Raw genomic sequence first — 25,966 nt, 5'->3', positions numbered from 1 at the left:
GTCGAACCGCCGCTTCGCCAGCGGTGACCACCAGCAGGTCGGACCCGTGCGCCAACCGGCCACCGGGGTGCGGGCATCGGTCACCCAGGGCTGCCGACTAGGGTATGTGCCCAGAGTCACTCGCCGGTCAGAGACCCCGGTGGGTGGGCAACCCGAAGCACACGGAGGTCAGCGTGGCCCGCCAGTCGCCCCAACGGCCCGACGCCGACGAGCCCGAGCTCGACGACACCACCGGCACGGCCGAGCCAGACGAGATCGAGGAGACCGACCGCCCGTCGGCGTCGATCGACCGTTCCCTCTGGGACGAGCTGCGCATCGACCCAGTGGAGATCGCCCTGCCCGCCGGCACCGGCTTCACGCTCCGGGCGTACCGGCCGGCCAGCTCCCTGACCCCGACCGACGTGACCGAGCGCGACCAGGACGACCCGTTCCTCGCCCGCCGCCAGGCGGCCGAGGAGGAGGAGGACGACGAGACCGTCGTCATCCTCGACGAGGAGCTGGCCGAGGAGTTCGCCGCCGAGGACGAGGACGACGAGTCGACGCGCCGCCGTCGTGACGGTGCCGCCACCGACGCCGAGTCGGACGAGGCCGTCGCGGACGAGGCGGACGAGGCGGACGACGAGGAAGTGCCGGTCTTCCTCAGCAACCGGGGCAAGCTGCTGCTGTTCAAGACCCCGGAATCGCTTGTCAGTTTCATCCGATCCGGTGCGCCCAACGATCTGTCCCAACTGGACAGCTGGAATGAATTGTCCGAACGGGTGGAGCCGGCAGATATCGCCCCGCTCGACGAGGACACCTACGAGCTCGACCTGGTCGTGGAGAACCTGCGCGGCGGGCACGACACGTGGGATTCGACCCTGCTGATCGAGGCAGGCGAGGTCGCGCGGGACATCTCGTACGCATTGCGGCTGCCAGCGGTACTCGACATGCTCTCCGCCGGCTCCAGCCTCGACGACCTGGACGAGGCGCTGCGTGCCACCGCCAACGGTGGGATCGGCGCGTTCATGGGTCGGCGCCGGCTGAAGAAGATCGGTGCGCAGACCGCGAGTTTGGGTTGGCGCACCATTGTCGGCAAGATCTCTGCGGTGGTGGACTGGCGCGACTGACCCGTACCGGGGAGCATCAGTTGCTGGCAGAGGAAAGACCTGTCCCGGGAGGAGGACGACGCCGTGGCGCTCGTGCGCGTTTACTGCGGTCTGGCCTCGGCGGATCCGGCTGACCGACCGGCCTCCGCCGGTTCGACGCTGACGTCCGCTGTGGTCGACGACGCAGGCCGTCTGCTGCATGTCTGCGAGATCAGCGATGACGCCGCTGGCTACGCCCAGCTCGTCGCGCTGCTCGTGGAGCGGTCGGGCGGGCCGAGCGGTGCGGCCATCGCCGCCGACAGCGACGACCACACGGTCACCTCGCTGCTGAGCGCGGCGGGGCGACCCCTGGCGATCGCTGACGACGACTCGGTGGACGACTTCGCCGAGCGGTTCGCCGATGACGACTCCCTTGAGGAGATGCAGTCCCCGCCGGCCGAACGCCGGGCGGTCGGCCTGGCCCGCGCGTTGCAGGCGGGGGCGCTCTCCGCCGTCACCCTGCCGGCACCCCGGGACCTGGCCGGCTACAAGCAGGTGCTCTCCGCGCACGCCGCGCTGGCCAGCGGTCGACACTCCGCCGCCGTGGCGCTGCGCGAGGTTCTGCGGGAGCTCTACCCGGCGGCCCTGCGCGCATACCCGGACCCGGCCGAGCCGGTCTCTCTGGCGGTGCTGGACGCGCTGCCCGAGCCGGGCATGCTCGGCGGCACCGTGGCCCGGGGCCGCGAGGTGTCGGTCGCGGCGGATGCCATCGCCGCGCACCTCGCCGCGGACGGGGTCGCCGATGCCGAGGAGATCAACGAGGCCGTCACCGCCCTGCGGGTCGCCATCTCCGAGACACCGCGACGCGCTGCGGTCAACCGGGCGCTGACCTCTGCGGTGGCCGAGACGGTCCGCCAGGCGGTCGCCTCCGTACGGGCCTGCGACGCCGGGTGTGAGGCGCTGGTCAGCGCGCTCAGCTCACGCGTCAGCACGCCGGTCCAGGCGCCCGGTCGCCGGGCCGCTGCCCGCCGTGGTGAGTCCGTCGGTGAGCTCACCGGCCTGGCCGGCACCAACGCCGGGATGACCGGCCTGGCCGGCACCAACGCCGGGTTGCGGTCGGTCCGACCCACCCCGGCAGCCGCCGACCCGGCGCCCGCCGTCGGGCGGCGCAGCCGTCCCGATCCGGTCCCCGGTAACGCGCCGCTGGCCTCGCCCCGCCCGCTCGGGCCCCCGCCGGTCGCCCCGGCGCCGGTCACGCCACCGCCGGTCGCACCCGCGCCGATGACTCCGGCGGCGATGGCTGGTCCGCCAGCGTCCACGCTGCCCAGTCGCAGCGAGCCGCTCCCCAGCCGGATCGACGGTCCGACCAACCGGCCCGTCTCCTCGCCGCCGCCTCCGCCGCCCGGGATCACCCCGATCGCGCCGGCGCAGCGCGGCATGGTGCCTCCGGCCGAGGCCGGTGAGCCGTTCCGACCGACGCTGACCACCGCCGCGATCAACAACGCGCGGGCCGAACGGCAGCGCACGGTCATTCCGCCCCGCCCCAAGACCAACGGCGAGCCTCGGCCGAGCCACCAGCAACGCCCGGTCGACGAGCCACCCACCGGCGGGTTCAGCGCCACCGATCTCAGCATTCCGGTGCCGACCCCCCGGCCGGGGCAGGAGGCCGCACCGCCCGGTTCCCGTGCCAACTGGCCGCTGGTCAACAACCCGGAGGACCCGTCCGACAGTTCACCGAACAACCCGGTGGCCTACCCGTACGGTGGCAGCCGCGGTGTCGACGCCCCGACCGACCCAGGCCGGGCCGACGGTCGGGTCACCCCGCCCTGGTTGGCGGACGACCTGCCACCGGAACCGCCGATGCTGCGGCTGGTGGAGCCGCCGCCGCTGGCCGACCGGGCGCTGCGCGAGGGGCTCAAACCTCCTGCGGACCAGCACCTGGAGACGCCGCCGCTGCGCCTTGTCGACCGCGAGCAGGCCGCTCGTAACGGTCGGGCGACCGCCCGCACCGAGCGTGCCGCCGAGCACCGGCCGTCGCCCCCGGTCGAGCACCGGCCGCCGCCGATGGAGCACCGGCCGCCGCCGGTCGCCGACGAGGGCGACGGCGATCTGCTGATCTTCGCCCAGGCCAAGTCGGCCTGGTTCGTCGGCCAGGCCGAGGAGTCCGACCTGGACTGGTCGACCACGGCCGACACCGGCTGGCAGGCCGCGGAGCAGGCCGCTCGCCCGGCGGTGGGCGCCGAGACCAATGCCGGGCTGCCGAAGCGCGTGCCGCAGGCCAACCTGGTGCCGGGTTCCCCGCTACGCGAGGAGCGCCCATTGCGGATAGTGCGTGATGCGGCAAGCCTCGCGGAGAACACCACCGGCTACTTCCGTGGCTGGCGTCGCGGCCAGGAGATCGGCGGTTTCGCGGTGGGTGGTCGGCCCGGTCGTGAGGCGGCCGGCGGCTGGGACTTCAGCCGCGACCACGGGGACCGCGACGACGACCGGGAGTACGAGTACCGCTCGGCCGGCTACCAGTCCTGACCCTTCTTCAGACGTATAAGCGCCCCCAGCCAGCTGGCTGGGGGCGCTTCCGCTTCAGCATGGCGATCCCGGGCACGCAGAAGCCGCCTCGCGAGGCCGTGGGTGGCTTGTGCCCCCGGGAAGGGGCCGACAGCTTCCAGGACGTCAGGAGGCGGCTTGGCGGCGCACCGGCTCGTCTGGGCAACGAGCCAGTGCGGAGAAACTCACCGGGGCAGCCGGCAGCGCCCGGTGGCAGCCGGAGCCACCACCGGGGCGTGCAGCGCCGCGATCAGGCCGGGGCGACGGCGCGCGTACGGCGCATGGTCAGCACGTACTCGACCAGCGAGATCAGTACGTGCTTCGTCGACTCCCGGTTACGGGCGTCGCAGGCCACCACCGGCACGTCGCTCGAGATCGCCAAGGCGTCCCGGACGTCCTGCGGGTCGTGGTACTGCATCCCGTCGAAGCAGTTGATCGCCACCAGGTACGGCAGGCGTCGGTGCTCGAAGAAGTCGATCGCCGCGAAGCAGTCGGCCAGCCGGCGAGTGTCCACCAGCACGACCGCACCGATCGCACCCCGCACCAGTTCGTCCCACATGAACCAGAAACGGGTCTGACCCGGCGTACCGAAGAGGTACAGGATCAGGTCACGGTCGATCGAGATCCGGCCGAAGTCCATGGCCACCGTGGTCGTCGTCTTGCCCGGCACCTGCCGGGTGTCGTCGACGCCCACGCCAGCGGAGGTCATGATGGCCTCGGTGGTCAGCGGCGTGATCTCCGAGACCGAGCCGACCAGCGTCGTCTTACCGACGCCGAATCCACCGGCGATAACGATCTTCGCCGACGTCACGCGGCCGCTCGGGTTCGGCGGGCGGTGCGACATGTCAGAGCCTGCGAAGTCCACTCAGCACCCTCTCCAGCAGTTCAGTGCCCACCGCGTCGTCGGAGTCGTCCAAAATGGTCGGCTCGTGGACCGCGACCAGGCCGTCCGTCGCCATGTCGGCGATGAGCACCCGGGCCACACCGAGCGGGAGCTGCATCCGCGCCGCGATCTCTGCGAGCGATTGCACGCGTCCGTCACACAGCGCGGCGATGTACTGGTGTTCGCGGCCCTGGCCGCCGTTGCCATTGGCAGCGGCCCGGCCGCGCACCGTCGTCTCGACGAGCGCCTCCAGCGCGATGTCGAGCCGGGGACGGGTGCGACCACGGGTCACGGCGTATGGACGGACCAACGCTCCGGTTGGTTCGTCACGATCGGCCATCTCGCCGCTCACCTCCTTCGCACCCGTTACCGGCTCCCACCGGTGAAACCCGTCGTTGTCGTTGTTGCGGTCCCGCCGACCTCACGATCGGCGAAACGTCAGCCCAGCATGCCCGCAGCCGCACGCGGCTGCGGGGTCAGCGCGTCGCCCACCCGGTCGACCAGCAGCGCCATCTCGTAGCCAACCTGGCCCACGTCGGAGCTGCGGGCTGCCAGCACGGCGAAGGACGAGCCGTCCGAGATGGACATCAAGAACAGGAAGCCATTGTCCATCTCCACGACGGTCTGCAACACCGCGCCTCCCTCGAAGCAGCGTGCTGCCCCCTGGGTCAGGCTGACCAGACCCGATGAGATCGCGGCGAGCTGATCTGCCCGGTCGCGCGGCAGATCCCGTGACGACGCGAGGAGTAGGCCGTCCGCCGATACGGCGACCGCATGCGCGACGCCGGGCACCCGGTCGGCGAAGTTGGCCAGCAGCCAACCAAGATCCTGCGTAGTTGTCATCCTTCTTGCTCCTTCTGCCCGCTCCCGGCCACCGGGCCTGAGCCAGACTGCGAGGATTGCCCTCCCGGAGTCGCCTCCGGGCTGGTCGGGTTGTCCGAGGTGCTACGCCCTCGCTGCACGCCCCGGTGGTAGGCGGAGAGCAGGCCACGGACCGCCTCCGGGGAGCGCCGCTGGACCGAGGTGGTGGGCTTCTCCACCGCGCCGGGCACCAGCTGCGCCATCGGCTTGCGTTTCGGCAGACCGGTCGTGGTGGTCTCGCTCACCGGCGCCGCGCCGGCCGCCGCGGAGGCAGCACGCCAGCCGTCGTCGGCGGCGGTCTGCCAGCCGTTGCTCTGCGGTTGGGGCCGGCGGTTCGGCAGGCTCTCGGCGAGGCTGGGACGGGTGCCCTCGTTCGCTGTGGAGCCGTTGTCCCGCGGCGCTCCTCCGACCGTCGGAGTGTCTGCCATCGGTGTGTTACCTGTCGTCCCGGGTGGTGTCTTGTGGACTGCCCGACCGGTGGCCTCGACCGTGGCGAACTGCTGGGTCGCGGAGTCGCCGTTCGTCGCTGGCTGCGCGCCGGCCGCGGTCTCCTCGGAGCCCGGGCGACGGGTACGGAACCAGGCCGACTCGAGCTCCCGGAAGATCGGCAGCTCCATCGTCTCGTCCGCGTACCGCTGACGGTTCTGCGCCTGCGGCTGCTGCGGTGCCGGCCGGGTCTGCGCAGCCGGAGCCGGAGTCGGCGCCGCTGCCGGGGTCGACGCCGGAGCCGGCGGCTGGGCTGCGGCCGGCTGCTCGCCGGGTCGCGGCACCCGCGGCAGCTCCGTCGTCATGTCCAGCGCGGCGGCGAGCCGCTCGGGCACCGGCGGGGTGGCGGTGTCCCGGTCGCTGCCCGGCACTGGCGGCCAGGCCGGCGGTGCCGGCGCGTTGGCAGCCTGCGCGGGCGGGGCGGATCGGGGCGCGAACCCACTGAACGACTGGCCGGAGGCGGGCGGCGCCGAGTACGGCTGACCCGAGTACGGCTGACCGGACGCCGGCGAGGCCGAGACCGGGGACGCCGACACCGGCGGACCGGCGTACGGCTGCCCGGAGGCCGGGGCGGCCGACACCGGCGCGCCACCGTACGGGGCACCCGAGTAGGGCTGACCGGAGTAGGGCTGGCCGGAGGCCGGCGAGGCGGAGACCGGCGCGCCGGAGTAGGGCTGCGAAGAGACCGGCGGCGCCGAGTACGGGTGCGCCTCGGGGCTGCTCGGCAGCTGACGCGGGATGGACGGCTGCTGGTCGCTGGTCGGGGTCTCGTCCCCGGCCCGGCGCTGCGGCAGCGGATCGGTCCCCTGGCCGTTGGCCGGCCGGGGGGTGAACCCGTCGCCGCCGGTGACGCCGTTCGTCCCGGCCGCGCCGGTCAGATCGGACCAGGCAGGCATCGAGCGGTACGCACCGCCGTTGGCGGGGGTGCCGGCACCGTTACGGGACGCGGGGTCGAACGGACGACCGCCCAGGGTGACCTGGTTGCCGGACGACTCGCTCGGGCGCGGGCCGTTGCCCAGCGCGGGCAGCGCACCGAAGGCCGGCGCGGGACCACCCGACTGCGGACCACCGAACTGGAGAGCACCGGCCGCCGGCAGCGCCGGGGGCTGCTGCACCCGACCGGACAGCGCCCGGGGCACCAGCACCGAGGTGGGCAGGGTCACATCGGCGACCGTGCCGCGATCGTTGCCGGGGCGCAGCTCGACCCGGACCCCGTGCCGGGACGCGAGTCGGGCGACCACGACCAGGCCCATCATCCGGGACACGGCCACGTCCACCTGCGGCGGCGTCGCGAGTCGTTCGTTGAGGTCGTGCAACTGCTCGGCGCTGATGCCGATGCCGCGGTCCTCGACGTACAGCGAGGAGCGGTCGCCGACCCGGCGAGCCTCGACCATGACCTGCGAGTCGGGCGGGGAGAACGCGGTGGCGTTGTCGAACAGCTCCGCGACGAGGTGCACCAGGTCGTTGACGGCGTGGGCGGCGACCTCGATGTCGCGGTCGATCACACCGAACTCGATGCGGGTGTAGTGCTCGACCTCGGACTGCGCGGCGCGCAGCACGTCGATGAGAGCGGCCGGCTCACGCTGCACGCGGGTGGAGTCGGCGCCGGCGAGCACCAGCAGGTTCTCGTCGTTACGACGCATCCGGGTGGCCAGGTGGTCGAGCTGGAACAACTCGGCCAGCCGGTCCGGGTCCTCTTCGCCGCGCTCCAGCCGGTCGAGGTGCCCGATGAGGCGGTCGACCAGGATCTGTGAACGGCGGGCGAGGTTGACGAACATGGTCGCGACGGAGGCGCGCAGTGCGGCCTGCTCGGCGGCCGTACGGACGGCTTCCAGGTGGACGGCGTTGAACGCCTCGGTCACCTGGCCGAACTCGTCCTTGCTGCGCACCGGCAGCGGCTCGGCGATCTGGTTGGCCAGCTGCACCGGGGAGAGCTGCCCGACAACCTGCGGGTCGCGCAGTCGGGCCACCGCCTGCGGCAGGCCGTACTGGGCCACGGAGAGCGCGCCCTGCCGCAGCTCACGAAGTGAGCGGGCCATCGAGCGGGCGACCAGGTACGCGAAGAGGATGGCCAGCAGCAGCATGCTGAGCAGCAGGCCGGTCTCCAGGAAGACCTGGCGCTGGACGTCCGAGCGGAGGGCGTCGGCCTGGGCGACCACTTCGCTGTCGAGCTTCGTCTCGACGGTGCGGATCAGCTTGGCGTTGGCCGTCATGGCGGCTTCCCACTGGTCCGGGCCGAACGGCGCACCGCGCATGTTGCCGGTGGTGTTGCCGTCGATCCAGCCGGTGTAGTTCTGTGCCTGCCGGCGGTCGCCGCCCGCGACCGTCTGGTCGTGGAACTTCGCGTCGTCCGGGGTGGCGACGGCCTTGAAGCTCTGCAGAGCCTGCTGCTGGCCGGTGTCACTGGCGACGTAGTCCCTGCGCAGTGCCGGGGTCAGGCGCTGCCCGCCCTTCACGCCCAGCGCGCGGTGCACCACGACCCGGCGCACGGCGAGGAATTCCTTCTCCCGGGCGACCGCCGCGGCGGCGCGCATCCGGTCGCTCAGTTGGTTGTCACCGGCGAGCTGCGTGGACGAGTCGCGGATGGCGAGCAGGTCACTGATCAGACCCTCGTACGCCTGCACGGTCTCGGTGAGCGCGAGCTTCCCGTTGAACACCTGGCTGCGGACGCCCGACAGGTCCTGCAGGTTCTGGTCGATGCTGTCGAGCAGACCCTCGAGGCTGCTCGGCAGGTCCTCGATCTCGGCCCGCTGCTGGCGGTAGGGGATCGCGTCCTGGTCCACCCGGGAGTTCACCCGGTTGTATGCCTCCTGGTACTGCGCCGTCGGCTGCGTCCCGTCCGCGCCCAGCAGCAGTACGGCGGCGGTCCGCTCGTCCTGCAGGCTGTCGACCAGGACACCTGAGTAGCTCGACAGGTTGGCCAGATCGCCAGCTCGGTTGGCATTGTTGAGCGTCTCCACGTGGTCGATAAGACCACTGGTGCCCACCACGACCGTGGCGATGGTCGGCACGATCATGATGAGACCGAGCTTGGACCAGATCGGCATGTCCCGGAGCCGGCTGGCCGGCCGGCGCAGCCGCGACAGGAAGGAGCCCGCCGTCTTTGGCCGTTTGCTCACGTCACCGCCCTCGCGATTACAGCTTGAACGCGTTGCCCCCGGGCAACGCCCAGCGACCGACCCGGCGGGTCGGACCCCCGAGATTCCATCACGCCGGTCGACAAGAAGAAAGCCCAGGTTGTCCCCGACCGAAGGTGTGATGAGATGTTGATGCGATTTGATAGCAGTCTGTCTGGCCGGAGTAACTGAAGGTAATGGAACATCCGCACCGAGTTGTCCTACTGGCCGGCCCATCTGGGTCCGGAAAGTCGTACATTGCACAGCAAACCGGCCTGCCGGTGCTCTGCTTGGACGACTTCTACAAAGACGGCGATGACCCTACGTTGCCGAGACGAAACGGCCAGGTGGATTGGGAATCGCCGCAGTCCTGGGACGCCCCCACTGCGGTGGAAATCATTGCCCGACTTGCCCGTGAGGGCCGAGCCGATGTGCCGGTTTATGCGATCGGCGCGGATCGACGGGTGGCCACCCGGCCATTTGATGTCGCCGGATCGCCACTTTTCGTGGCCGAAGGGATCTTCGCCGCCGAGATCGTCGAGGAGTGCCGTCGCCGTGGCCTGCTCGCCGGGGCGTACGCGCTGCGTCGTCCGCGCGGCGCGACCTTCCTGCGCCGACTCGCCCGTGACCTGTCCGAGCAGCGCAAGGCGCCTCGGGTGCTGATTCGGCGCGGGGTGGCGCTGCTGCGGGCCGAGCCCGCGGTGCTGCGTCGGCAGATGGGCCTCGGCGCGGAGGCGGCCCGGGCCCGGGAGGTGCTGCGCCGGGTGGCCGGCCTGCTCGCTGGCCACCCGCACGGCTGAGATCAGGCCAACAACTTCGCGTACGCCGGCTTGATCACGTCATCGATGATCCGCAGTCGCTCGTCGAACGGGATGAAGGCGCTCTTCATCGCATTGATGGTGAACCACTGCAACTCTTTCCAGCCGTAACCGAACGTCTCCGCCAGCAGCGACATCTCCCGCGACATCGAGGTGCCGCTCATCAGCCGGTTGTCGGTGTTGACCGTCACCCGGAAGCGCAGATCCCGCAGCAGGCCGATCGGATGGTCCGCGATCGAGTCCACCGCACCGGTCTGCACGTTCGACGAGGGGCACAGCTCCAGGGGGATCCGCTTGTCCCGGACGTAGGCGGCCAGCCGGCCGAGCGAGCCGTCGGGGGCGATGTCGTCGACGATCCGCACCCCGTGGCCGAGCCGGTCCGCTCCGCACCACTGGATCGCCTGCCAGATCGACGGCAGCCCGAACGCCTCGCCAGCGTGGATGGTGAAGTGGAAGTTCTCCCGTTGCAGGTATTCGAAGGCGTCCAGGTGCCGGGTGGGCGGAAAGCCCGCCTCGGCGCCGGCGATGTCGAAGCCCACCACCCCGGCGTCCCGGTGCCGCACGGCCAGCTCGGCGATCTCCTGTGAGCGGGCGGCGTGCCGCATCGCGGTGAGCAGGGTGCCCACCCGGATGGTCAGGCCCGCCTCGACCGCCTGGGCGGTGCCCTCGGCGAACCCGGCCAGCACCGCCTCGACCACCTCGTCCAGGCTCAGGTCCCGCTCCAGGTGCTGCTCCGGGGCGAAGCGCACCTCGGCGTAGACCACGCCGTCGGCGGCCAGGTCCAGGGCGCACTCGCGGGCCACCCGACGCAGCGCGGGCGCGGTCTGCATGACCGCCACGGTGTGCGCGAACGTCTCGAGGTAGCGCTCCAGGGAGCCGGAGTCCGCCGCGTCCGCGAACCAGCGTCCGAGCGCTTCCGGGTCGGTGGTGGGCAGTTCGTGGCCCACCTCGGCGGCCAGGTCGACGATCGTCGCCGGCCGCAGCCCGCCGTCGAGGTGGTCGTGCAGCAGCGCCTTCGGAACCTTGACGATGTCCTCGTACCGGATAGTTGCGACCATGCTCAGACCCTAGTCAGCGGCCCGGGCGGACCGGGACGGGACCGGCCGGGTGTCACGGCCGCCATCCGTAGACCCGGTCCACGACGAGGCGGATCACGAGTCGCCCGTCGGCGACCATGGCGGCCCGGTAGTCCGCCCAGTCCGGGTGCTCGCCGCGAATCCGCCGGTAGACCTCGACCAGTTCGTCGACCGTGGCGTCGCTGATGGTCGCGGCCGGCTCGGTGAGGGTCACCGTCCCCTCGGCGACCGCGTACGCGCCACCGTCCGGCGTGGTCACGTGGAAGCTCGCCCGGGGATCCCGGCGCAGGTTGCGTGCCTTCGCCCGGTCACCGGTGCTGGAGCAGCGGATCAGCCCCGGCTCGGCCAGATAGTCGAGGTTGGACAGCTGGGGTCGGCCGTCCCGGCGCAGGGTGACCAGCACCCCGCGCCCCCGCTCACCGAACAGCTCCCACAGACGGTCGCTCACGCCGCACCCGCGACGCGGCGGCTGGTCGGGTCACCCTGAAGAGAATTGGTTGACATGTCATCGAATTTACGTGGCGAATCGATGACGTGTCAACCAACCGCTAGACTTGTCGAATGGACGCGACCCGGTGGTTGGACGAGCGAGAGGACCGCGCGTGGCGCGGCTACCGCCGAATGCGTCGGCTGCTCGACCTGGAGCTGGCCCGGGAGCTGACCCAGGACGCCGGCCTCTCCGAGGCCGACTACGACGTGCTCTCCGACCTCTCCGAGACAGCGCAGGGGCGGCTGCGCCTGCGGGAGTTGGCAGACCGCATGCTCTGGTCGCGCAGCCGGCTCTCCCACCACCTGACCCGGATGCAGCAGCGCGGCCTGGTGACCCGCGAGGAGTGCGCCGATGACGCCCGGGGCTCGGTCGTCGTCCTCACCCCCGCCGGGCGGCGGGCCATCGAGTCCGCCGCCCCCGGCCACGTGGCCGCCGTCCGCCGGCACCTGATCGACCTGCTCACGCCGGCGGAGATCGACGCGCTCGGCGCGCTCACCCACCGGGTGGTCGATCATCTCGGCGGGCGGGCGCCCCACCCACGGCACGACCCGGAGGTCTGACGTGGACCCCCGCATCCTCGACCGACTGCGCTGCCCGGTCTGCGGCGAACCACTGGCCGAGGCGACAGCCGGCACCGCCAGGGCGCTGCGCTGCCCGCGCCGGCACAGCTTCGACATCGCCCGGCAGGGGTACGTCAACCTGCTCGCCGGACGCTCCCCGCACGTCGGCGACACCGCCGAGATGGTGGCCGCCCGGACGGACTTCCTCGCCGCCGGGCACTACGACGTCATTTCAGCCGCCCTCGCCGCTGCCGCGACAGCAGAGGTACGGGTCGAGCCGTCGCCCGACGTCGAGGCGTACCCCCTGGTGGTGGATGCCGGCGCCGGCACCGGCCGGTACCTCGGCGCGGTGCTGGCGGCGCTGCCGGACGCCGTGGGTCTGGCCCTGGACGTGTCCAAGCCGGCGCTGCGCCGCGCGGCCCGCGCGCATCCCCGGGCCGCCGCCGCGCTCGCCGACACCTGGCAGCGGCTGCCGCTCGCGGACGCCTCGACCGCCGTGCTGCTGAACGTCTTCGCCCCGCGCAACGGCCCGGAGTTCCACCGGGTGCTCGACCCGGCCGGCACGTTGCTGGTGGTCACGCCCGCCGCCGACCATCTCGCCGAACTGGTGGACGCCCTCGACCTGCTACGGGTGGACCCGGACAAGGCCGACCGGGTGGCCGGCAGCCTGGGCGGGCACTTCACGCCGGTCAGCTCGACCGTGCACCGGGCGGAGCTGGCGCTGACCCGGCCGGAGGTCGCCACCCTGGTCGGGATGGGCCCCAGCGCCTGGCACACCGACCCGGCCGCGCTCGGCACCCGGCTGGCCGCGCTGCCCGAACCGGTCCGGGTCACCGTGGCGGTCCGGCTCGACGTCCTGCGACCTCGCTGACCTCAGGTGGAGAGGTCGACCTCTTCCCAGCCGGGCGGCTCGTCGTGGTACGGCCCGCGCAGGATCACCGCCCACTCCAGCGCCCAACGCCGCTGCCCGATCGCGTTCGCGTCGACCAGGCCCGGCGCACGCCGGCCGCCACGCTCGGTCTCCAGGTACGCCCAGTCCAGGCAGTAGTGCAGGTCGAGCAGGGCGGCCGCGTCGGCCGGGTGCTGCGGCGCCGTGAGGATCCGGGAGCGCCAGTGCGGGAAGGTCTCCCCCTCGGCGATGTGCGGCAGCCGCTCGACCAGCCGCTCGTCGACGGCCAGCGTGGGGTCGAGCTGCTTGCTCAGCCCGAGCACCCAGGCCAGCGCGAAGAGCGCGTCGTGATGCAGCACGAACGACCGGTGGTCGCCCTTGCCGCCCATCACGAACTGCCACTCCGGCGGGGTGACCATGTCGACCAGGTGCGAACCGAGCAGCCAGCTCATCGCCGCCTGCGGCGGCATCCCGAAGCAGCGGGCCAGGATCAGGTGCAGTACCGCGATCCGCGCCTCGATCTCCGCGGTCGGGCGCAGGTCGATCTGGTCACCCGGCTCCCAGACGAGGGGAAACTGGGCCGGCGGCAACGGCAGGCCGAGCCGGGACAGCTCGTCCAGGCTCGCCTCGCGCACCTCACGTGGGTCGGGGGCAGCAACGGTCACGGCGGATCTTCCTGTCTGCTCGCGCCGGCGCAAGGCCGGTTGTCCCCCCTTGGCCTGCGACAATAGCGCTCCCAGGTGACCGGCACCACGCCAGGGCGACCCCGGATCGATCAGCCGATGCGTTCGATGACCAACGACGTCGCCGCCGGGGCCGTCGACGCGATCCGCACCGCGGTGGCGGCCTCGGCCAGCGCGGCGGGAATCCGCGTCGCGTCCTCGGCACGCAGCTCGTAGAGCGGGTCACCGGCCCGCACCTCGTCACCCGGCCGCTTGTGCAACACCACCCCGGCCGGCACGCTCACCGGGTCCTCCTTGCGCGCCCGACCCGCGCCGAGCCGCCACGCCGCAACCCCCATGGCGTACGCGTCGACGGCCGCGACGTAGCCGTCCCGCTCGGCGCGGACCACCTCCACCTCGGCGGCCGTCGGCATCGGCGCGTCCGGGTCGCCGCCCTGCGCCCGGATCATCGCCCGCCAGGAGTCCATGGCCCGGCCATCGCGCAGCGCGGCCGCCGGATCGGCGTCCGGCAGGCCGGCGGCGTCGAGCATCTCCCGGGCCAGCGCGAGGGTCAGCTCCACCACGTCGGCCGGCCCGCCACCGGCCAGTACCTCGACCGACTCGGTCACCTCGACCGCGTTGCCGATCGCCAGGCCGAGCGGGGTCGACATGTCGGTGAGCAGGGCGACCGTCCGCACCCCGTGCGCACCGCCCAGCTCGACCATGGTGCGCGCCAACTCGCGGGCCTGGTCGACGGACTTCATGAAGGCACCCGAGCCGACCTTGACGTCGAGGACCAGCGCCCCGGTGCCCTCGGCGATCTTCTTGCTCATGATCGAGCTGGCGATCAGCGGGATCGCCTCCACGGTGCCGGTCACGTCGCGCAACGCGTACAACTTGCGGTCGGCGGGGGCGAGCCCGGCACCGGCCGCGCAAATCACCGCACCGACCTCGTCCAGCTGGGCGATGAACTCGTCGTTGCTCACCGTGGCCCGCCAGCCCGGGATGGACTCCAACTTGTCCAGCGTGCCGCCGGTGTGCCCGAGACCCCGGCCGCTCAGCTGCGGTACGGCCGCGCCACACGCCGCCACCAGCGGGGTGAGCGGCAGAGTGATCTTGTCGCCGACGCCGCCGGTGGAGTGCTTGTCGACCGTCGGCCGGCGTACCGCCGACAGGTCCAACCGCTCACCGCTGGCGATCATCGCGGCGGTCCACCGGGCGATCTCCGGCCCGGTCATGCCGTTGAGCAGGATCGCCATCGCCAGCGCGGACATCTGCTCGTCGGCGACAACCCCCCGGGTGTACGCGTCGACCACCCAGTCGATCTGCGCGTCCGACAGCACCCCCCCATCCCGCTTCGCCCGAATAACGTCAACAGCAGCAAACCCAGTCATCGAAGATCTTTCCTAGTCGAATGGCGGCACCGACGCACGGTCGGCCCCGCCCCCGAACAGCAACCACAATCAAGACCAGCGCACCGGGATCTCCGCCGGCGGCTCACCTTCACCGGCCCAGAAGATCGTGCCGGTGGCGTCCACCACGACCACCCGTGGCGTCCGCGCCAGGCCCCAGGTGATCGCCTCGGCCGGGTCGTCCCAGCTCGGCGCCTCCTCCAGCACCCCGGTCTCGGCGCCGGCGTCATCCCCGGCCGACCGCTCCCAGTACCCCGTCCAGACCTGCTGACCAGCGGACATGTCCGGGTGCACGAAGACGGTGCCGCGCCCGCGCCAGGCGGCGAGCCGCTCCGGGACCACCGGCACCGGCGTCTCACCGGTGACGGCCTCCAAGTCCTCCACGCCGAAGGCGTGCGGCAGCAGCTCGGCCATCCGCAGTGGCCGGGTCTTGCTCTCGATCAGGCACTCCGGCCCGCCGTGCTCCCAGAGCAGCTGCCGGCAGCGACCGCACGGCATCAACGGCTCGCCGGTGGCGTCGACGCAGGAGAGCGCGACGAGCCGACCGCCACCGGTGGCGTGCAGGCTGGACACCACTCCACACTCGGCGCAGAGCGTCACCCCGTACGCGGCGTTCTCCACGTTGCAGCCGACCACCACCCGGCCGTCGTCGACCAGCGCGGCCGCGCCGACCGGGAACGTCGAGTACGGCGCGTACGCGTGCCGCATCGCCTCGGTGGCGGCGGCGCGCAACTGCGCCCAGTCAATGTCGGTCATGCCATCATTCTGCCGAAGTAGCCCAGGTCAGAAGCGGGCAGGGCCGGTTCCCCGGCCCTGCGCACAGCGGTCTGCGGTCTGCGGTCTGCGGTGATGGTGGCAGCCGTCAGCCCTTGATGTACGGCTTGCCGTCGGCGGCCGGCGCCCGGACCCGGCCGACCAGCCCGGCGACGGCCAGGATGGTCGCCAGGTAGGGCAGCATGGCCAGGAACTGGCTGGGGATCGAGCTGCTGATCGCGCCCAGGTAGGTGGCGAGTTGGTCGGCGAAACCGAAGAAGAGCGCGGCGAGCAGCGCGCCGGTCGGGTTCCACCGGCCGAAGATCAGCGCGGCCAGGGCGATGAAGCCCTTACCGCCGATCATGTTCTTGGTGAACGAGTAGAGCGCCAGCGTGTAGGACGCCCCGCCGATGCCGGCGACCACACCGGCCAGCAGCACGTTGCGGTAGCGGACCCGCAGCACCTTGACGCCGAGCGTGTCGGCGGCGATCGGGTGCTCACCGACCGAGCGGGTCCGCAGGCCCCACCGGGTACGGAACAACCCGATGTGGATCACCAGCACCAGGAGCAGCCCGAGGTAGAGGAAGATGTTGCCGCGGAACAGCGCCGGCCCGAGCACCGGGATGTCCTTCAGCAGCGGGATCTCCCAGTTGCTGAACCGGGGCGCGCTGTTGTACTTCTCGGCGTCGGTCTGCATGAGCCGCTCGTAGAGGAAGCCGGTGACGCCGACCGCCAGCAGGTTCAGCACGATGCCCATGACGACCTGGTCGACCAGGTAGCGGATGGCGAAGACGGCCAGCAGCAGCGAGATGAACGCGCCGCCGATGGCGGCGGCGATCAGGCCCACCCAGACGCTGCCGGAGATGCTGCCGAACAGGGCCCCGCTGAACGCACCCATCAGCAGTTGGCCCTCGATGGCCACGTTGACCACACCGGAGCGTTCGCAGAGCACCCCGGCGAGCGCGCCGAAGATCAGCGGCAGGGCCAGGATGAAGGTACCCCGGATGATGTTGACCAGCGGCATGAAATTCTGCCCGGCCGGCGCGGCGGAGACCTGCCAGCAGAGGAACGACAGCACGAAACCGACGAGCCCGACGCCGAGCACGGGGACGAACCACCGCTTCGGCACCCCGGCGAGCAGCGCCGCGCCGGCGGCGATCGTGATGATCCCGAACAGGATCGCCCCGATCGTGCCGTTGATCTCCAGTGCGGCGCCGGCCGCGTCGTCGCTGAGCGTGAACCGGGCCTGCTGGTCGGTGGCGAGCGCGCCGAAGAGCACCGCGGACAGCAGGCCGAGCCCCAGCAGCGTGAGGCCGACCTTGCGGCTGCGGGTCCAGAAGCCCTCGTCGACCGGGGCGACGGCGATATCGGGGACAGCCATGGTGGACATGAGTTACCAGCCCTTCGCCAGGCTCGTCTGCAACCGGGCGGCACGTGCGGCCCGGAGCTGGAAGATCGCCTTCACCAGGGCCGGCGCGGCGATGAAGATGACGATCAGCGCCTGGAGCACGGTCACCAGCTCCAGTGAGATCCCGGAGTACGACTGCATCCGGTTACCACCGGCCTGCAACGCCCCGAACAGCAGCGCGGCGAGCAGCACCCCCCAGGGCTTCACCCGCCCCAGCAGTGCCACCAGGATGCCGTCGAAGCCGATCTGCGCGACCACCAGCGGGGTCAACGCGCTGGCGGTGGAGCCGAGCACCATGTTCGAGCCGCCGAGGCCCGCCAGGATGCCGGCGAAGACCATGATCAGGATGTACGTCCGGGTGACGCTGATGCCGGCGGTCCGGGCGGCGTCCGGGTTGGCGCCGACCGCGCGCAGCTCGAAGCCGAGCGTCGAGCGGTTAAGCAGCCAGGCCACCGCCCAGGTGGCCAGCACGGCGAGCAGGATGCCGGCGTGCACCCGCAGGTTGTCGCCGAGCAGTCGGGGCAGCTGGGCGGAGTTGTCCACCGCCTTGCTGATCGCGTCGGTACGGGCAGGGTCCTGCACGCCGTTCTGCACGATCAACCAGGTGAGGAAGTACGTGGCGACGTAGTTGAGCATGATCGTGTTGATCACCTCGTGCGCGCCGGCACGGGCCTTGAGGATGCCGGGGATGAAACCCCAGATCGCTCCACCCAGCGCGCCGGCCAGCACCGCCACCAGCAGGTGCAGGCCGGGCGGCAGCGGCAGCAGGAAACCGGCCAGCGCCGCCATGATCACGCCGATGGTGGCCTGGCCCTGGGCGCCGATGTTGAACAGGCCGCCACGGAAGGCCAGCGCCACGGACAGGCCGGTGAAGACCAGTGGCGCCGCGTAGGTCAGCGTCTCCGAGATCGGCGCGAGCACTGCCTGCCAGCCGTTGGCGCCGTCCAGCCAGCCGGAGAACGCCTCGGGGTCGAAGATCGAGCCCTTGAACAGGTTCGCGTACGCCTCGCTGACGAGCGTCCAACTGGAGTTGATCGCGTCGGACGGGCGAGAGGTGATGTACGAGTAGGTGGAGAGCACGTCGGGATCAGAGATGATCATCAGGACCGCGCCGACCACGATCGCCAGCACCAACGACAGCAGGGTCACCGTGAAGGTGTTGGCCGCCCAGAGGTTGTCCAGAAACAACCGGCCCAGGCTCGGTTTCGGCTCCGGCTCCGGGCCGCCCGGTGTGGTCGCCGTCTCGGCACGCTCGGTGTTGCCGAGAACGTTCTGCGCGGCCTGCGCCTCGCTCGCCGGCTCCTTGTCCGGGGAGCCCGACTGCAGGTTGGGGTTGGTCATGCCTCGTCCTCGCTCGCGGAGCCCGCGTCGCTCGCCGGGCTCCCGTCTGCCACGCCGGGCTTGTCAGCGGCGGTCGCCGTACCGGGCTTCTCGGCGGCGGGTGCTGCGACGGCGTCGTGGGCCGCGTCCGGGCTGATGCCGGCCATCAGCAGGCCGATCTCCTCACGCGGGGTGTCCGGGCCGACGATGCCGATGATCCGGCCGCGGTACATCACCGCGATCCGGTCGGCCAGCCCGATCACCTCGTCGAGTTCGCTGGAGACCACCATGACGGCGGTGCCGATGTCCCGTTCGCGGATGACCTGGCTGTGGATGAACTCGATCGACCCGACGTCGACACCACGGGTCGGCTGGGCGGCGATGAGGAGCTTCAGCGGCCGGGACAGCTCCCGGGCCACGATCACCTTCTGCTGGTTGCCGCCGGAGAGGGTGCCCACCGCCGCGTCGGCCGATGAGGTACGGACGTCGAACTGCTCGATCCGCTCCTTCGCCGAGGCGGCGATCGCGTCCGGCTTCAGCGCGAGCCCGGCACCGAACGGCGGCCGGTCGTAGATGTCCAGCACCAGGTTCTCCGCGACGCTGAACTCCTTGACCAGGCCGTCCACGCTGCGATCCTCGGGCACGTAGCCGACGCCCGCCCGGAGTACCTTCTTGGGCTTCCAGCCGTCGATCCGGTCGCCGGCCAGGCTGACCGTCCCGGCGAGCACCGGGCGCAGACCCATGATCGCTTCGATCAGCTCGGTCTGGCCGTTGCCCTGTACACCCGCCACACCGAGCACCTCACCCGCGCGCACGGTCAGGTCCACCCCGTCGACCGCGCGGATCTGCCGGTCGTCGTCAACCACGAGGCCGGCCACCTCCAGCACGGGCTCGCCCGGCGTGGCCGGGGTCTTGTCCACGGTGAGCCGGACGTTGCGCCCGACCATCAGGGCGGCCAGCTCGTCCCGGCTGGCGTCCGGTGAGGCGGTGCCGACGGTCTTTCCGCGTCGGATCACCGTGATCCGGTCGGCGATGGCCTTGACCTCGCCGAGCTTGTGGGTGATGAAGACGATCGACTTGCCGGCCGCCTTGAGCGACCGCATGACCGTCAGCAGTTCCTCGGTCTCCTGGGGGGTGAGCACCGCGGTCGGCTCGTCCAGGATGAGCAGGTCGACGTCGCGGGTGAGCGCCTTGACGATCTCGACTCGTTGCTGGATGCCGACCGGCAGGTCCTCGATCACCGCGTCCGGGTCGACCCGCAGGTTGTAGCGCTCGGACACCTCGGTGACCTCGCGCCGGGCCCGCCGCCGGTCCAGGAAGCCGGCGATGCCGCCCCGGACCTGCTCGGCGCCGAGCATGATGTTTTCGGCGACGGTGAAGACCGGCACCAGCATGAAGTGCTGGTGCACCATGCCGATCCCGGCTGCGATCGCGTCGGAAGGGCCCTTCAGCTTCAGCGGCTTGCCGTCGACCAGGATCTCGCCCTCGTCGGGCTGGTAGAGCCCGTAGAGCACGTTCATCAGGGTCGACTTGCCCGCGCCGTTCTCGCCGAGGAGGGCGTGAATCTCTCCAGGCTCCACCGTCAGGTCGATGTGATCGTTGGCGACCAGATCACCGAACCGCTTGGTGATGCCGCGCAGTTCGAGTCTCAGCGCAACCTCCTGGAGTGCGAGCGATGGTGCAGCCTAGCTGCCGTCGTACCGGCCGGACCGGACCGGCCGCCGTGGTGCGCGATCGGCCGCTCCGACCCCGCGGGGTATCCGCAGAGCCGGAGCGGCCGATCGGGTCGTACCTGTCCCCCGCCGACCTCCCGATGATCTCACCGGAGGGGCCGGCCGGTTGTCACTTGGTCGGCTGGGCCTTCGAGGTGACGGTGATGGTGCCGGCGGCGATGTCCGCCTTGATCTTGTCGACCTCGGCCTTCAGCTCGGCCGGAACCTTGCTGTCGAAGTCGTGGTACGGGGCGATCGAGACGCCGCTGTTGGCCAGGGTGCCGACGAAGCCCGGGTTGGCCTGGAGCTTCTCGCCACCGGCGGCCTTCACCACGGCCTCCTTGACGGCCTCCGGGATGTTCTTGACGACGGTGGTGATGATCGCCGAGCAGTCCGGGGTGCTCTCGCAGCCGTCGACATCCACCCAGATGGTGTTGTACTTGCCGCCCGATGCCTTGGCCGCGGAGGTGGTGCCGAGGCCCGCGCCACCGGCGACCGGCATGATGATGTCCGCGCCCTGGGCGACCAGCGCGTCGGAGACCTTCTTGCCCTCGTCCTGCTTGCCGAAGTCGTTGGTGAAGGAGCCCTTCTGGGTCTCCTTGTTCCAACCCAGCGCCTGGACGTCCTTCTTCTTGGTGGTGTTGTAGTACGCCACGCCGTCGACGAAGCCGTCCATGAAGATGGTCACCGGCGGGATCGGCAGACCACCGTAGGTGGCGACCTTGCCGGTCTTGCTCATCCCGGCGGCCAGGTAGCCGGCCTGGAACGCGGCCTGGGCGGTGTCGAACTGCATCGGGTAGACGTTGGCGTCACCCGGGTTGGCGTCGACGATGCCGAACTGCTGGTTCGGGTTCGCCTTGGCGATCTTCGAGGTGGCGTCGCCCATCAGGCCACCGACCGCCAGGATGAAGTCGCACTTCTGGTTGACGTACTGCGTCAGGTTCGGCTCGTAGTCGGCCTCGGCCTTCGACGCGACGTACTTGATGTCGATGTTGTCGTTGGCGGCCTTGGCCTCCTCCAGGCCCTTCCAGGCCGAGGTGTTGAACGACTTGTCGTCGATGCCGCCGACGTCGGTCACCATGCAGGCGCTGAACTTCTTGCCGCCACTGCCGGCGTTGTTGTCATCCTTGGGGGCCTCGCCACAAGCGGCGGCGGTGAGCGCGAGCCCACCCACCGCGAAGATCGAGGCGATCCGCATCCCACGCACCGAGCGCAAGACGTCTCCTTCCCATTGCACACCGCGCCTAGTGCGGTGGCAGCCCATCAGCCGACCTGCGGTATGCCGCCGGCTGTCCCACGTTACGGACGGGAGCGTACGCCCGCGCCCACCCACCGGCCGACAATCGTGCACGACTGTTGAGCGCCTGTTACCCGGGTGTAACCCTTGCGTGGGGCACGTCACTCTTCGTGCTGGTAACCAAGCGCCACAGCGTCCGCAAAGTCCGTTTCTTGGAGGCGTTTCCCTCCCCGGACGTTACCGCCAAAAGACCGCGACCGCCGCGTTGACCAGGGTCAGAGCGACGATCGCGAGGAAATGCCCGCGATTGACCACGTCCCGCTTCCGGGAGAAGAAAACCATGACGAAGATCAGCAGCGCGATCACCAACTTCGTCACAAGTTTTGCCGGTGCCGGCTCGTCGCCGTCGCGCAGCGGCGCGGAGAGGCCGAACCCGGTCAGCAACTGGATCACCGCGCCCCACAGCATGGCCGGGTTGATCCGCAACCGACCGCTGGCGTACTGGGCGATCGAGCCACCGAGCAGCAGGGCGAACCCGATGAGATGGACGTAGAGAAGGATGAGTCGGAGAGCTTCCACGCCGCCCATCCTCCCCCATCAACGACACTTTGTAGTAGCGGGTAGGCCGGTCGGCGCGTCCAGGCCGCCCGGCCACGGTCGACGGCCTATCCCTTCACGGCGCCGGAGGTGAGGCCGGAGACGATGTACCGCTGAAGGAACTGGAAGACCAGCACCGTCGGGATCGCGGTCAGCAGGGTGCCGGCCGCGAAGATCCCGAAGTTGGTGTTCCGCTCGCCGCCCTGCAACATGCCCCGCATGCCGACCGCGAGGGTCTTGGCGTCCGTGTCGGTGAGGAAGACGCTCGCCATCAGGAACTCGTTGATGGTGTTGATGAAGGCGAGCAGCGCGGTCACCGCGAGGATCGGCGCCACCAACGGCAGCATGATCCGGAAGAAGACCTGGGCGTGTGAGGCACCGTCCACGGTGGCCGCCTCGTCCAGCTCCCGGGGCAGCGTGTCGAAGAAGCCCTTCATCAGCCAGGTGTTCACGCCCAGCGCGCCACCCAGGTAGAGCAGCAACAGACCCCACGGGGTGTTGAAGCCGATCTGCGGCCACAGGTCGGTGATCGTGCCGAAGATCAGGAAGATCGCAACGATCGCCAGGAACTGCGGGAACATCTGGATCAACAGCAGTGACAGCAACCCCACCCGTCGGCCCTGGAACCGCATCCGCGAGAAGGCGTACGCCGCGAGCGCGGAGAGGAAGACCGAGGCGAACGCGGCCCCACCGGCGATGAGCAGCGAGTTCAGGAACCAGTCAGCGAACTCGGTGCGCGCGAACAGATTCCCGACGTTCTCCAACGACACCTCGCCGGTCGGCACCAACTCGGTGGACGACAGGGTGCCGAGCGGATTGAGCGCCGCCGAGACGACGAACACGAGCGGAAAGAGGCTGAACAGCACGCCGAGCAGGCCGACCAGGTGCCGCCAGCCGACCTCGGCGAACCATCGCTTCTTACGCTTGCCCGCGTTGCGGTTGACCGCCGCCGGGCCGTGCGCGCCGCCCGTGACGGCGGCGCCGGAGAGCATGGTCATGCATACACCTCCTCCTGTTGGCGGGTCCGCCGGAAGCTGACCGCCGACACCACCGCGACGATGGCGAAGATGAACAGCGAGATGGCCGCGGCGAAGCCGAACTGTGCGGCCTGCCCACCGAACGCCAGCCGGTAGGTGTAGGTGATCAGCAGGTCGGTAGCCCCGTTGCTGGGGTTGTCCGCCGGGAACGGCGCGCCCTCGGTGGTCAGGTAGATCGCGTTGAAGTTGTTGAAGTTGAACGCGAACGACGAGATCAGCAGCGGCGAGAGCGCGATCAGCAGCAGCGGCAGGGTGACCGTCCGGAACGACTGCCAGCGCGACGCCCCGTCGACCGAGGTGGCCTCTGTCAGCTCCCGTGGGATGGCCTGTAGTGCGCCGGTGGCCACCAGGAACATGTACGGGTAGCCGAGCCAGAGCTGCACCAGGATCACCGCGGCGCGGGCCGACCAGTCCTGCCCGAACCAGTCGACGCTGAGCCCGAACAGATTGTTGATCAGCCCGAAGTCGGTGTTGAACATGTCCCGCCAGACCAGCAGCATCGCGAAGGACGGCATGGCGTACGGCAGGATCAGCAACATCCGGTAGAGGTTGGTGCCCCGCATTCGGGGCGAGTGCAGCGCCAGGGCGATCACCATGCCGAGGATGAACGTGCCGCCGGTGGAGCCGATGGCGAAGGCGAAGTTCCAGATCAGCGTGCCGAGGAACGGCCCGGAGATCCGCTCGTCGGTGAGCAACCGGGTGAAGTTGGACAGCCCGACGCTCACCTTCCAACCCTGGGCCAGCCGCTCGCCGTCGGCGGCGACGAACGCGCCGACCTCGCCATCCGCGGTCCAGGTCTTGCCGCTGTCGCTGTCCTTGACGCAGTCGCAGCCGGCGTAGTACGCCCGCACGGCCTTGCCCTCGTACGCCCGGGACAGGCCGGACGAGCGCAGCGCGCCTCCGGCGGTCGGCACCACCAGGCCCGTGATGTCCTTGCTGCGAGCGCTGGCCTGGCCGAAGTTCAGCACCGTGTAGCCGTCGGCCGCGGTGACCTTCCCGCCGGGGCCGACGGTGGCCGTGCCGGGATCGAGCGGGCGCAGGCCCCCGGCGTCGCCGACGGAGACCGTGTCGGTTCCTGGTTTGGTGATCAGGAAGACCAGGGCGCCGGTGGCCGGGTCGCCCTTGGTGGCGACCGACAACGGGTACTGGGTGGACCCCGGGACCTGCTTGACCGAGGAGCTCTGGATCGCGACGATCGCGTCGTCCTTGCTGCCGCGGTGGCCGTCGCCGAGGTTGGTGAAGGCCGTGCTCGCGGTGTAGAGCACCGGCACGACCTGGAAGGCGATCAGGAAGAGCGTGCCGGGGATGAGGTACTTCGCCGGGACGTGCCGGCGGCCCAGGTACAGATAGAACAGTGCGGCGGTGGTCAGCACCAGCACGGCCAGCCCGACCCACTTCTCGGCCGCCACAAGCGGGAAGGCCGCCCAGATCGCGATCCCGGCCACCAGGCCGAGCAGGATCACCTTCGCGGCGAGGCCGGCCGCGGTGATCGGCGCGTGGTTCCGCGCGGTACGGGAGGTGCGCGGGGACCCGGTGCGGACGGGCCCCCGGCCCGGGGCCTGCTGGGCAGACCCCGGGCCGGACAGCGGTGTGCTCATTACTTGATCGAACCGGCGATCGTCTTGCCGGCTGCGGTAACCGTGCTGGTCGGGTCGGCGCCGCCGATGACGGCGGCCTCGGCCTTGCCGAACGGGTCCCAGATCGCGGCCATGGCCGGGATGGCCGGGAGCACCTGGCCGTTCTTGCCGGCCTCGATGAACTTGGCCAGGTCCGGGTCGCTGCTCTTGACCTGGTCCAGCGCGGCGGTCAGCGCCGGCGGGCGCGGGTCGGCCTGGTAGAGCGCCACGGCCAGCTCCGGCGTGGTGACGTAGTTGGCGACGAACTCCTGGGCGAGAGCCTTGTTCTTGCCCTTGGCCGCCACGTAGAAGGACTGGACGCCCACGAACGGCGCGGCCGCCTTGCCACCGGCGAAGCCGGGGACGGCGGAGACGTCGTACTTGATGCCGGCCTTCTTCACGTCGGCGGTGGCCCACGGCCCGGAGACCAGGAAGGCGCACTTCTTGCCGGTGAAGGTGGCGGTCGAGTTGGTGTCGGCGATCGAGCGCTTCAGCACGCCCTCGCCCTTCTCGCCGAGCGCGGCGATCTTCTTGAACGCGGCGATCGACTCCGGCTTGCCCACGCCCAGGTCCTTCGGGTCGTAGTCGCCGTTCGCCGTGGTGCCGAAGAGGTAACCGCCGGCCGAGGTGTACAGCGGGTAGATGTGGTACGCGTCGCCCTTCTGGCCGACCTGGAGGCAGAGCGTCTCGGTGACCTTCTTCTGCGCCTTGAGCTGCTTGCCGGTGGCGACCAGGTCCTCGATCGTCTTCGGTGCCTCGGGGGCCAGTTCGGTGTTGCGGATCAGCGCCAGGTTCTCCTGGGCATAGGGCACGCCGTAGAGCTGGCCGTTGAACGTGACGGCCTTGACGGCGGTCTCGTTGAAGGCGGCCTTCTGCTCGTCGGACAGCTGCACTGGGTCGATGGCACCGTTCTGGACCAGGTTGCCGATCCAGTCGTGCGCGCCGATCACCACGTCCGGGCCGCCGCCCTGGCTCGACACGGTCACGAAGTTGTTCTGGAGGTCCTCGTTCGGGACGGCCTGGACCTCGACGGTCACGCCGTTCTCCGGGCCGAACTTCTCGGCGAACGGCTTGAGGGCGGCGGTCCGCTTGTCGTCCGCCCAGATCACCAGTTTGCCGCCGACGGCCTTGGGGGTGTCCTTCGCGGCCGGCTCGTCGCTGTCGCCACCGCAGCCCGAGGCGGCGAGCGCCAGGGCGAAGAGGGCGACCACACCCGCGGTACGGATGCGCATCGGTGCTCCTGTCGTCATGGCGGGTCCGCCGGGGGAAGGGCGGCCAGCCAGTGGAAACCTCTGGAAGTTCTTGCCAACCGGCGCATGGACGTGCGCCGCTGCTCTCGCATGTTGCGGGGACGTTAGCAAGACGTTGCAAGTAATGGAAGGGCTTGCAGAGCACCCCGCAAGAACTTGCCGGTGGGCTAAAGTG

At 70.7% G+C, this 25,966-nt stretch carries 22 protein-coding genes; 5 read left to right on the top strand and 17 right to left on the bottom strand.

Annotation, left to right across the window (positions count from 1 at the left end; translation table 11 throughout):
- Nucleotides 1–143 precede the first annotated feature (143 nt).
- Both AC5L30_RS06725 and AC5L30_RS06720 read left to right on the top strand, forming a co-directional pair.
- Nucleotides 144–1,106, top strand: a complete 963-nt coding sequence (locus AC5L30_RS06725) for a SatS C-terminal domain-containing protein (RefSeq protein WP_494866010.1) — start codon at nucleotides 144–146, stop codon at nucleotides 1,104–1,106.
- Nucleotides 1,107–1,145: 39 nt separating this feature from the next.
- Nucleotides 1,146–3,590: a transposase gene (locus tag AC5L30_RS06720; protein WP_494866094.1), complete on the top strand. Its 2,445-nt coding sequence runs from the start codon at nucleotides 1,146–1,148 to the stop codon at nucleotides 3,588–3,590.
- A 268-nt stretch (nucleotides 3,591–3,858) separates the two neighbouring features.
- Here the strand turns inward: AC5L30_RS06720 and AC5L30_RS06715 are convergent, their stop codons facing one another.
- From AC5L30_RS06715 to AC5L30_RS06700, 4 genes are all read right to left on the bottom strand, one after another.
- Nucleotides 3,859–4,452, bottom strand: coding sequence for a GTP-binding protein (locus AC5L30_RS06715; RefSeq protein ID WP_007455465.1), 594 nt, complete (start codon nucleotides 4,450–4,452; stop codon nucleotides 3,859–3,861).
- 1 nt (nucleotide 4,453) lies between these two features.
- Entirely contained in the window at nucleotides 4,454–4,831 is a 378-nt protein-coding gene (locus AC5L30_RS06710; protein WP_030329021.1) for a DUF742 domain-containing protein, read from the bottom strand.
- A gap of 98 nt (nucleotides 4,832–4,929) precedes the next feature.
- On the bottom strand, nucleotides 4,930–5,334 hold the full coding sequence (locus tag AC5L30_RS06705; RefSeq protein ID WP_030329023.1) for a roadblock/LC7 domain-containing protein: 405 nt from the start codon (nucleotides 5,332–5,334) through the stop codon (nucleotides 4,930–4,932).
- A complete protein-coding gene (locus AC5L30_RS06700) occupies nucleotides 5,331–8,957 on the bottom strand; it encodes a sensor histidine kinase (RefSeq protein WP_494866009.1) in 3,627 nt (1,208 codons plus the stop codon). Before AC5L30_RS06700 ends, AC5L30_RS06705 begins: the two co-directional genes overlap by 4 nt.
- A 503-nt stretch (nucleotides 8,958–9,460) precedes the next feature.
- Here AC5L30_RS06700 and AC5L30_RS06695 point away from each other — a divergent pair.
- Nucleotides 9,461–9,754 (top strand): hypothetical protein, encoded by a 294-nt coding sequence (locus AC5L30_RS06695; RefSeq protein WP_238410792.1) that lies wholly within the window; start codon nucleotides 9,461–9,463, stop codon nucleotides 9,752–9,754.
- Between the two features lie 2 nt (nucleotides 9,755–9,756).
- Here the strand turns inward: AC5L30_RS06695 and AC5L30_RS06690 are convergent, their stop codons facing one another.
- Nucleotides 9,757–10,830, bottom strand: coding sequence for an adenosine deaminase (locus tag AC5L30_RS06690; RefSeq protein WP_494866008.1), 1,074 nt, complete (start codon nucleotides 10,828–10,830; stop codon nucleotides 9,757–9,759).
- Nucleotides 10,831–10,882: 52 nt separating this feature from the next.
- The gene (locus AC5L30_RS06685; RefSeq protein WP_494866007.1) at nucleotides 10,883–11,296 is read right to left on the bottom strand and encodes a PPOX class F420-dependent oxidoreductase; all 414 of its coding nucleotides are present in this window, start codon (nucleotides 11,294–11,296) and stop codon (nucleotides 10,883–10,885) included.
- A 113-nt stretch (nucleotides 11,297–11,409) separates the two neighbouring features.
- On the opposite strand from AC5L30_RS06685, the gene AC5L30_RS06680 reads away from it, so the two are divergent.
- Nucleotides 11,410–11,898, top strand: coding sequence for a MarR family winged helix-turn-helix transcriptional regulator (locus AC5L30_RS06680; protein ID WP_494866006.1), 489 nt, complete (start codon nucleotides 11,410–11,412; stop codon nucleotides 11,896–11,898).
- A 1-nt stretch (nucleotide 11,899) separates the two neighbouring features.
- Nucleotides 11,900–12,769, top strand: a complete 870-nt coding sequence (locus AC5L30_RS06675) for a putative RNA methyltransferase (protein WP_494866005.1) — start codon at nucleotides 11,900–11,902, stop codon at nucleotides 12,767–12,769.
- Between the two features lie 2 nt (nucleotides 12,770–12,771).
- Here the strand turns inward: AC5L30_RS06675 and AC5L30_RS06670 are convergent, their stop codons facing one another.
- The 11 genes from AC5L30_RS06670 to AC5L30_RS06620 all read right to left on the bottom strand — a co-directional run bounded on the left by AC5L30_RS06670 (nucleotide 12,772) and on the right by AC5L30_RS06620 (nucleotide 25,773).
- Nucleotides 12,772–13,452, bottom strand: a complete 681-nt coding sequence (locus AC5L30_RS06670) for a DUF4272 domain-containing protein (RefSeq protein ID WP_124820390.1) — start codon at nucleotides 13,450–13,452, stop codon at nucleotides 12,772–12,774.
- A gap of 110 nt (nucleotides 13,453–13,562) precedes the next feature.
- Nucleotides 13,563–14,843 (bottom strand): thymidine phosphorylase, encoded by a 1,281-nt coding sequence (locus tag AC5L30_RS06665; RefSeq protein ID WP_494866004.1) that lies wholly within the window; start codon nucleotides 14,841–14,843, stop codon nucleotides 13,563–13,565.
- A 69-nt stretch (nucleotides 14,844–14,912) separates the two neighbouring features.
- Entirely contained in the window at nucleotides 14,913–15,617 is a 705-nt protein-coding gene (locus AC5L30_RS06660; protein WP_494866003.1) for a cytidine deaminase, read from the bottom strand.
- A gap of 106 nt (nucleotides 15,618–15,723) precedes the next feature.
- On the bottom strand, nucleotides 15,724–17,004 hold the full coding sequence (locus tag AC5L30_RS06655; RefSeq protein WP_494866002.1) for an ABC transporter permease: 1,281 nt from the start codon (nucleotides 17,002–17,004) through the stop codon (nucleotides 15,724–15,726).
- A 3-nt stretch (nucleotides 17,005–17,007) separates the two neighbouring features.
- Nucleotides 17,008–18,363 (bottom strand): ABC transporter permease, encoded by a 1,356-nt coding sequence (locus tag AC5L30_RS06650; protein WP_494866001.1) that lies wholly within the window; start codon nucleotides 18,361–18,363, stop codon nucleotides 17,008–17,010.
- On the bottom strand, nucleotides 18,360–19,934 hold the full coding sequence (locus AC5L30_RS06645) for an ABC transporter ATP-binding protein (RefSeq protein WP_494866093.1): 1,575 nt from the start codon (nucleotides 19,932–19,934) through the stop codon (nucleotides 18,360–18,362). The genes AC5L30_RS06650 and AC5L30_RS06645 overlap by 4 nt, the downstream gene beginning before the upstream one ends.
- A gap of 250 nt (nucleotides 19,935–20,184) precedes the next feature.
- Complete coding sequence (locus AC5L30_RS06640; protein ID WP_494866092.1) at nucleotides 20,185–21,252, bottom strand: BMP family lipoprotein; 1,068 nt, start codon at nucleotides 21,250–21,252, stop codon at nucleotides 20,185–20,187.
- A gap of 276 nt (nucleotides 21,253–21,528) precedes the next feature.
- Nucleotides 21,529–21,870, bottom strand: coding sequence for a hypothetical protein (locus tag AC5L30_RS06635; RefSeq protein ID WP_494866000.1), 342 nt, complete (start codon nucleotides 21,868–21,870; stop codon nucleotides 21,529–21,531).
- 86 nt (nucleotides 21,871–21,956) lie between these two features.
- Complete coding sequence (locus AC5L30_RS06630; RefSeq protein ID WP_494865999.1) at nucleotides 21,957–22,886, bottom strand: sugar ABC transporter permease; 930 nt, start codon at nucleotides 22,884–22,886, stop codon at nucleotides 21,957–21,959.
- A complete protein-coding gene (locus AC5L30_RS06625; protein ID WP_494865998.1) occupies nucleotides 22,883–24,523 on the bottom strand; it encodes an ABC transporter permease subunit in 1,641 nt (546 codons plus the stop codon). The genes AC5L30_RS06630 and AC5L30_RS06625 overlap by 4 nt, the downstream gene beginning before the upstream one ends.
- A complete protein-coding gene (locus AC5L30_RS06620; RefSeq protein WP_494865997.1) occupies nucleotides 24,523–25,773 on the bottom strand; it encodes a sugar ABC transporter substrate-binding protein in 1,251 nt (416 codons plus the stop codon). Before AC5L30_RS06620 ends, AC5L30_RS06625 begins: the two co-directional genes overlap by 1 nt.
- Between the last annotated feature and the right edge of the window lie 193 nt (nucleotides 25,774–25,966).

Source organism: Micromonospora sp. BQ32 (genome assembly GCF_059358895.1).
The sequence above is the reverse complement of the archived record's forward strand: the minus strand, read 5'-3'. Positions and strand labels throughout refer to the sequence as shown.

Coding starts and splice junctions, on each gene's coding strand:
- AC5L30_RS06715 (WP_007455465.1), bottom strand. CDS start 4,452: ATGTCGCACCGCCCGCCGAACCCGAGCGGCCGCGTGACGTCGGCGAAG.
- AC5L30_RS06710 (WP_030329021.1), bottom strand. CDS start 4,831: ATGGCCGATCGTGACGAACCAACCGGAGCGTTGGTCCGTCCATACGCC.
- AC5L30_RS06705 (WP_030329023.1), bottom strand. CDS start 5,334: ATGACAACTACGCAGGATCTTGGTTGGCTGCTGGCCAACTTCGCCGAC.
- AC5L30_RS06690 (WP_494866008.1), bottom strand. CDS start 10,830: ATGGTCGCAACTATCCGGTACGAGGACATCGTCAAGGTTCCGAAGGCG.
- AC5L30_RS06680 (WP_494866006.1), top strand. CDS start 11,410: ATGGACGCGACCCGGTGGTTGGACGAGCGAGAGGACCGCGCGTGGCGC.
- AC5L30_RS06665 (WP_494866004.1), bottom strand. CDS start 14,843: ATGACTGGGTTTGCTGCTGTTGACGTTATTCGGGCGAAGCGGGATGGG.
- AC5L30_RS06660 (WP_494866003.1), bottom strand. CDS start 15,617: ATGACCGACATTGACTGGGCGCAGTTGCGCGCCGCCGCCACCGAGGCG.
- AC5L30_RS06655 (WP_494866002.1), bottom strand. CDS start 17,004: ATGTCCACCATGGCTGTCCCCGATATCGCCGTCGCCCCGGTCGACGAG.
- AC5L30_RS06650 (WP_494866001.1), bottom strand. CDS start 18,363: ATGACCAACCCCAACCTGCAGTCGGGCTCCCCGGACAAGGAGCCGGCG.
- AC5L30_RS06640 (WP_494866092.1), bottom strand. CDS start 21,252: ATGCGGATCGCCTCGATCTTCGCGGTGGGTGGGCTCGCGCTCACCGCC.
- AC5L30_RS06630 (WP_494865999.1), bottom strand. CDS start 22,886: ATGACCATGCTCTCCGGCGCCGCCGTCACGGGCGGCGCGCACGGCCCG.
- AC5L30_RS06625 (WP_494865998.1), bottom strand. CDS start 24,523: ATGAGCACACCGCTGTCCGGCCCGGGGTCTGCCCAGCAGGCCCCGGGC.
- AC5L30_RS06620 (WP_494865997.1), bottom strand. CDS start 25,773: ATGCGCATCCGTACCGCGGGTGTGGTCGCCCTCTTCGCCCTGGCGCTC.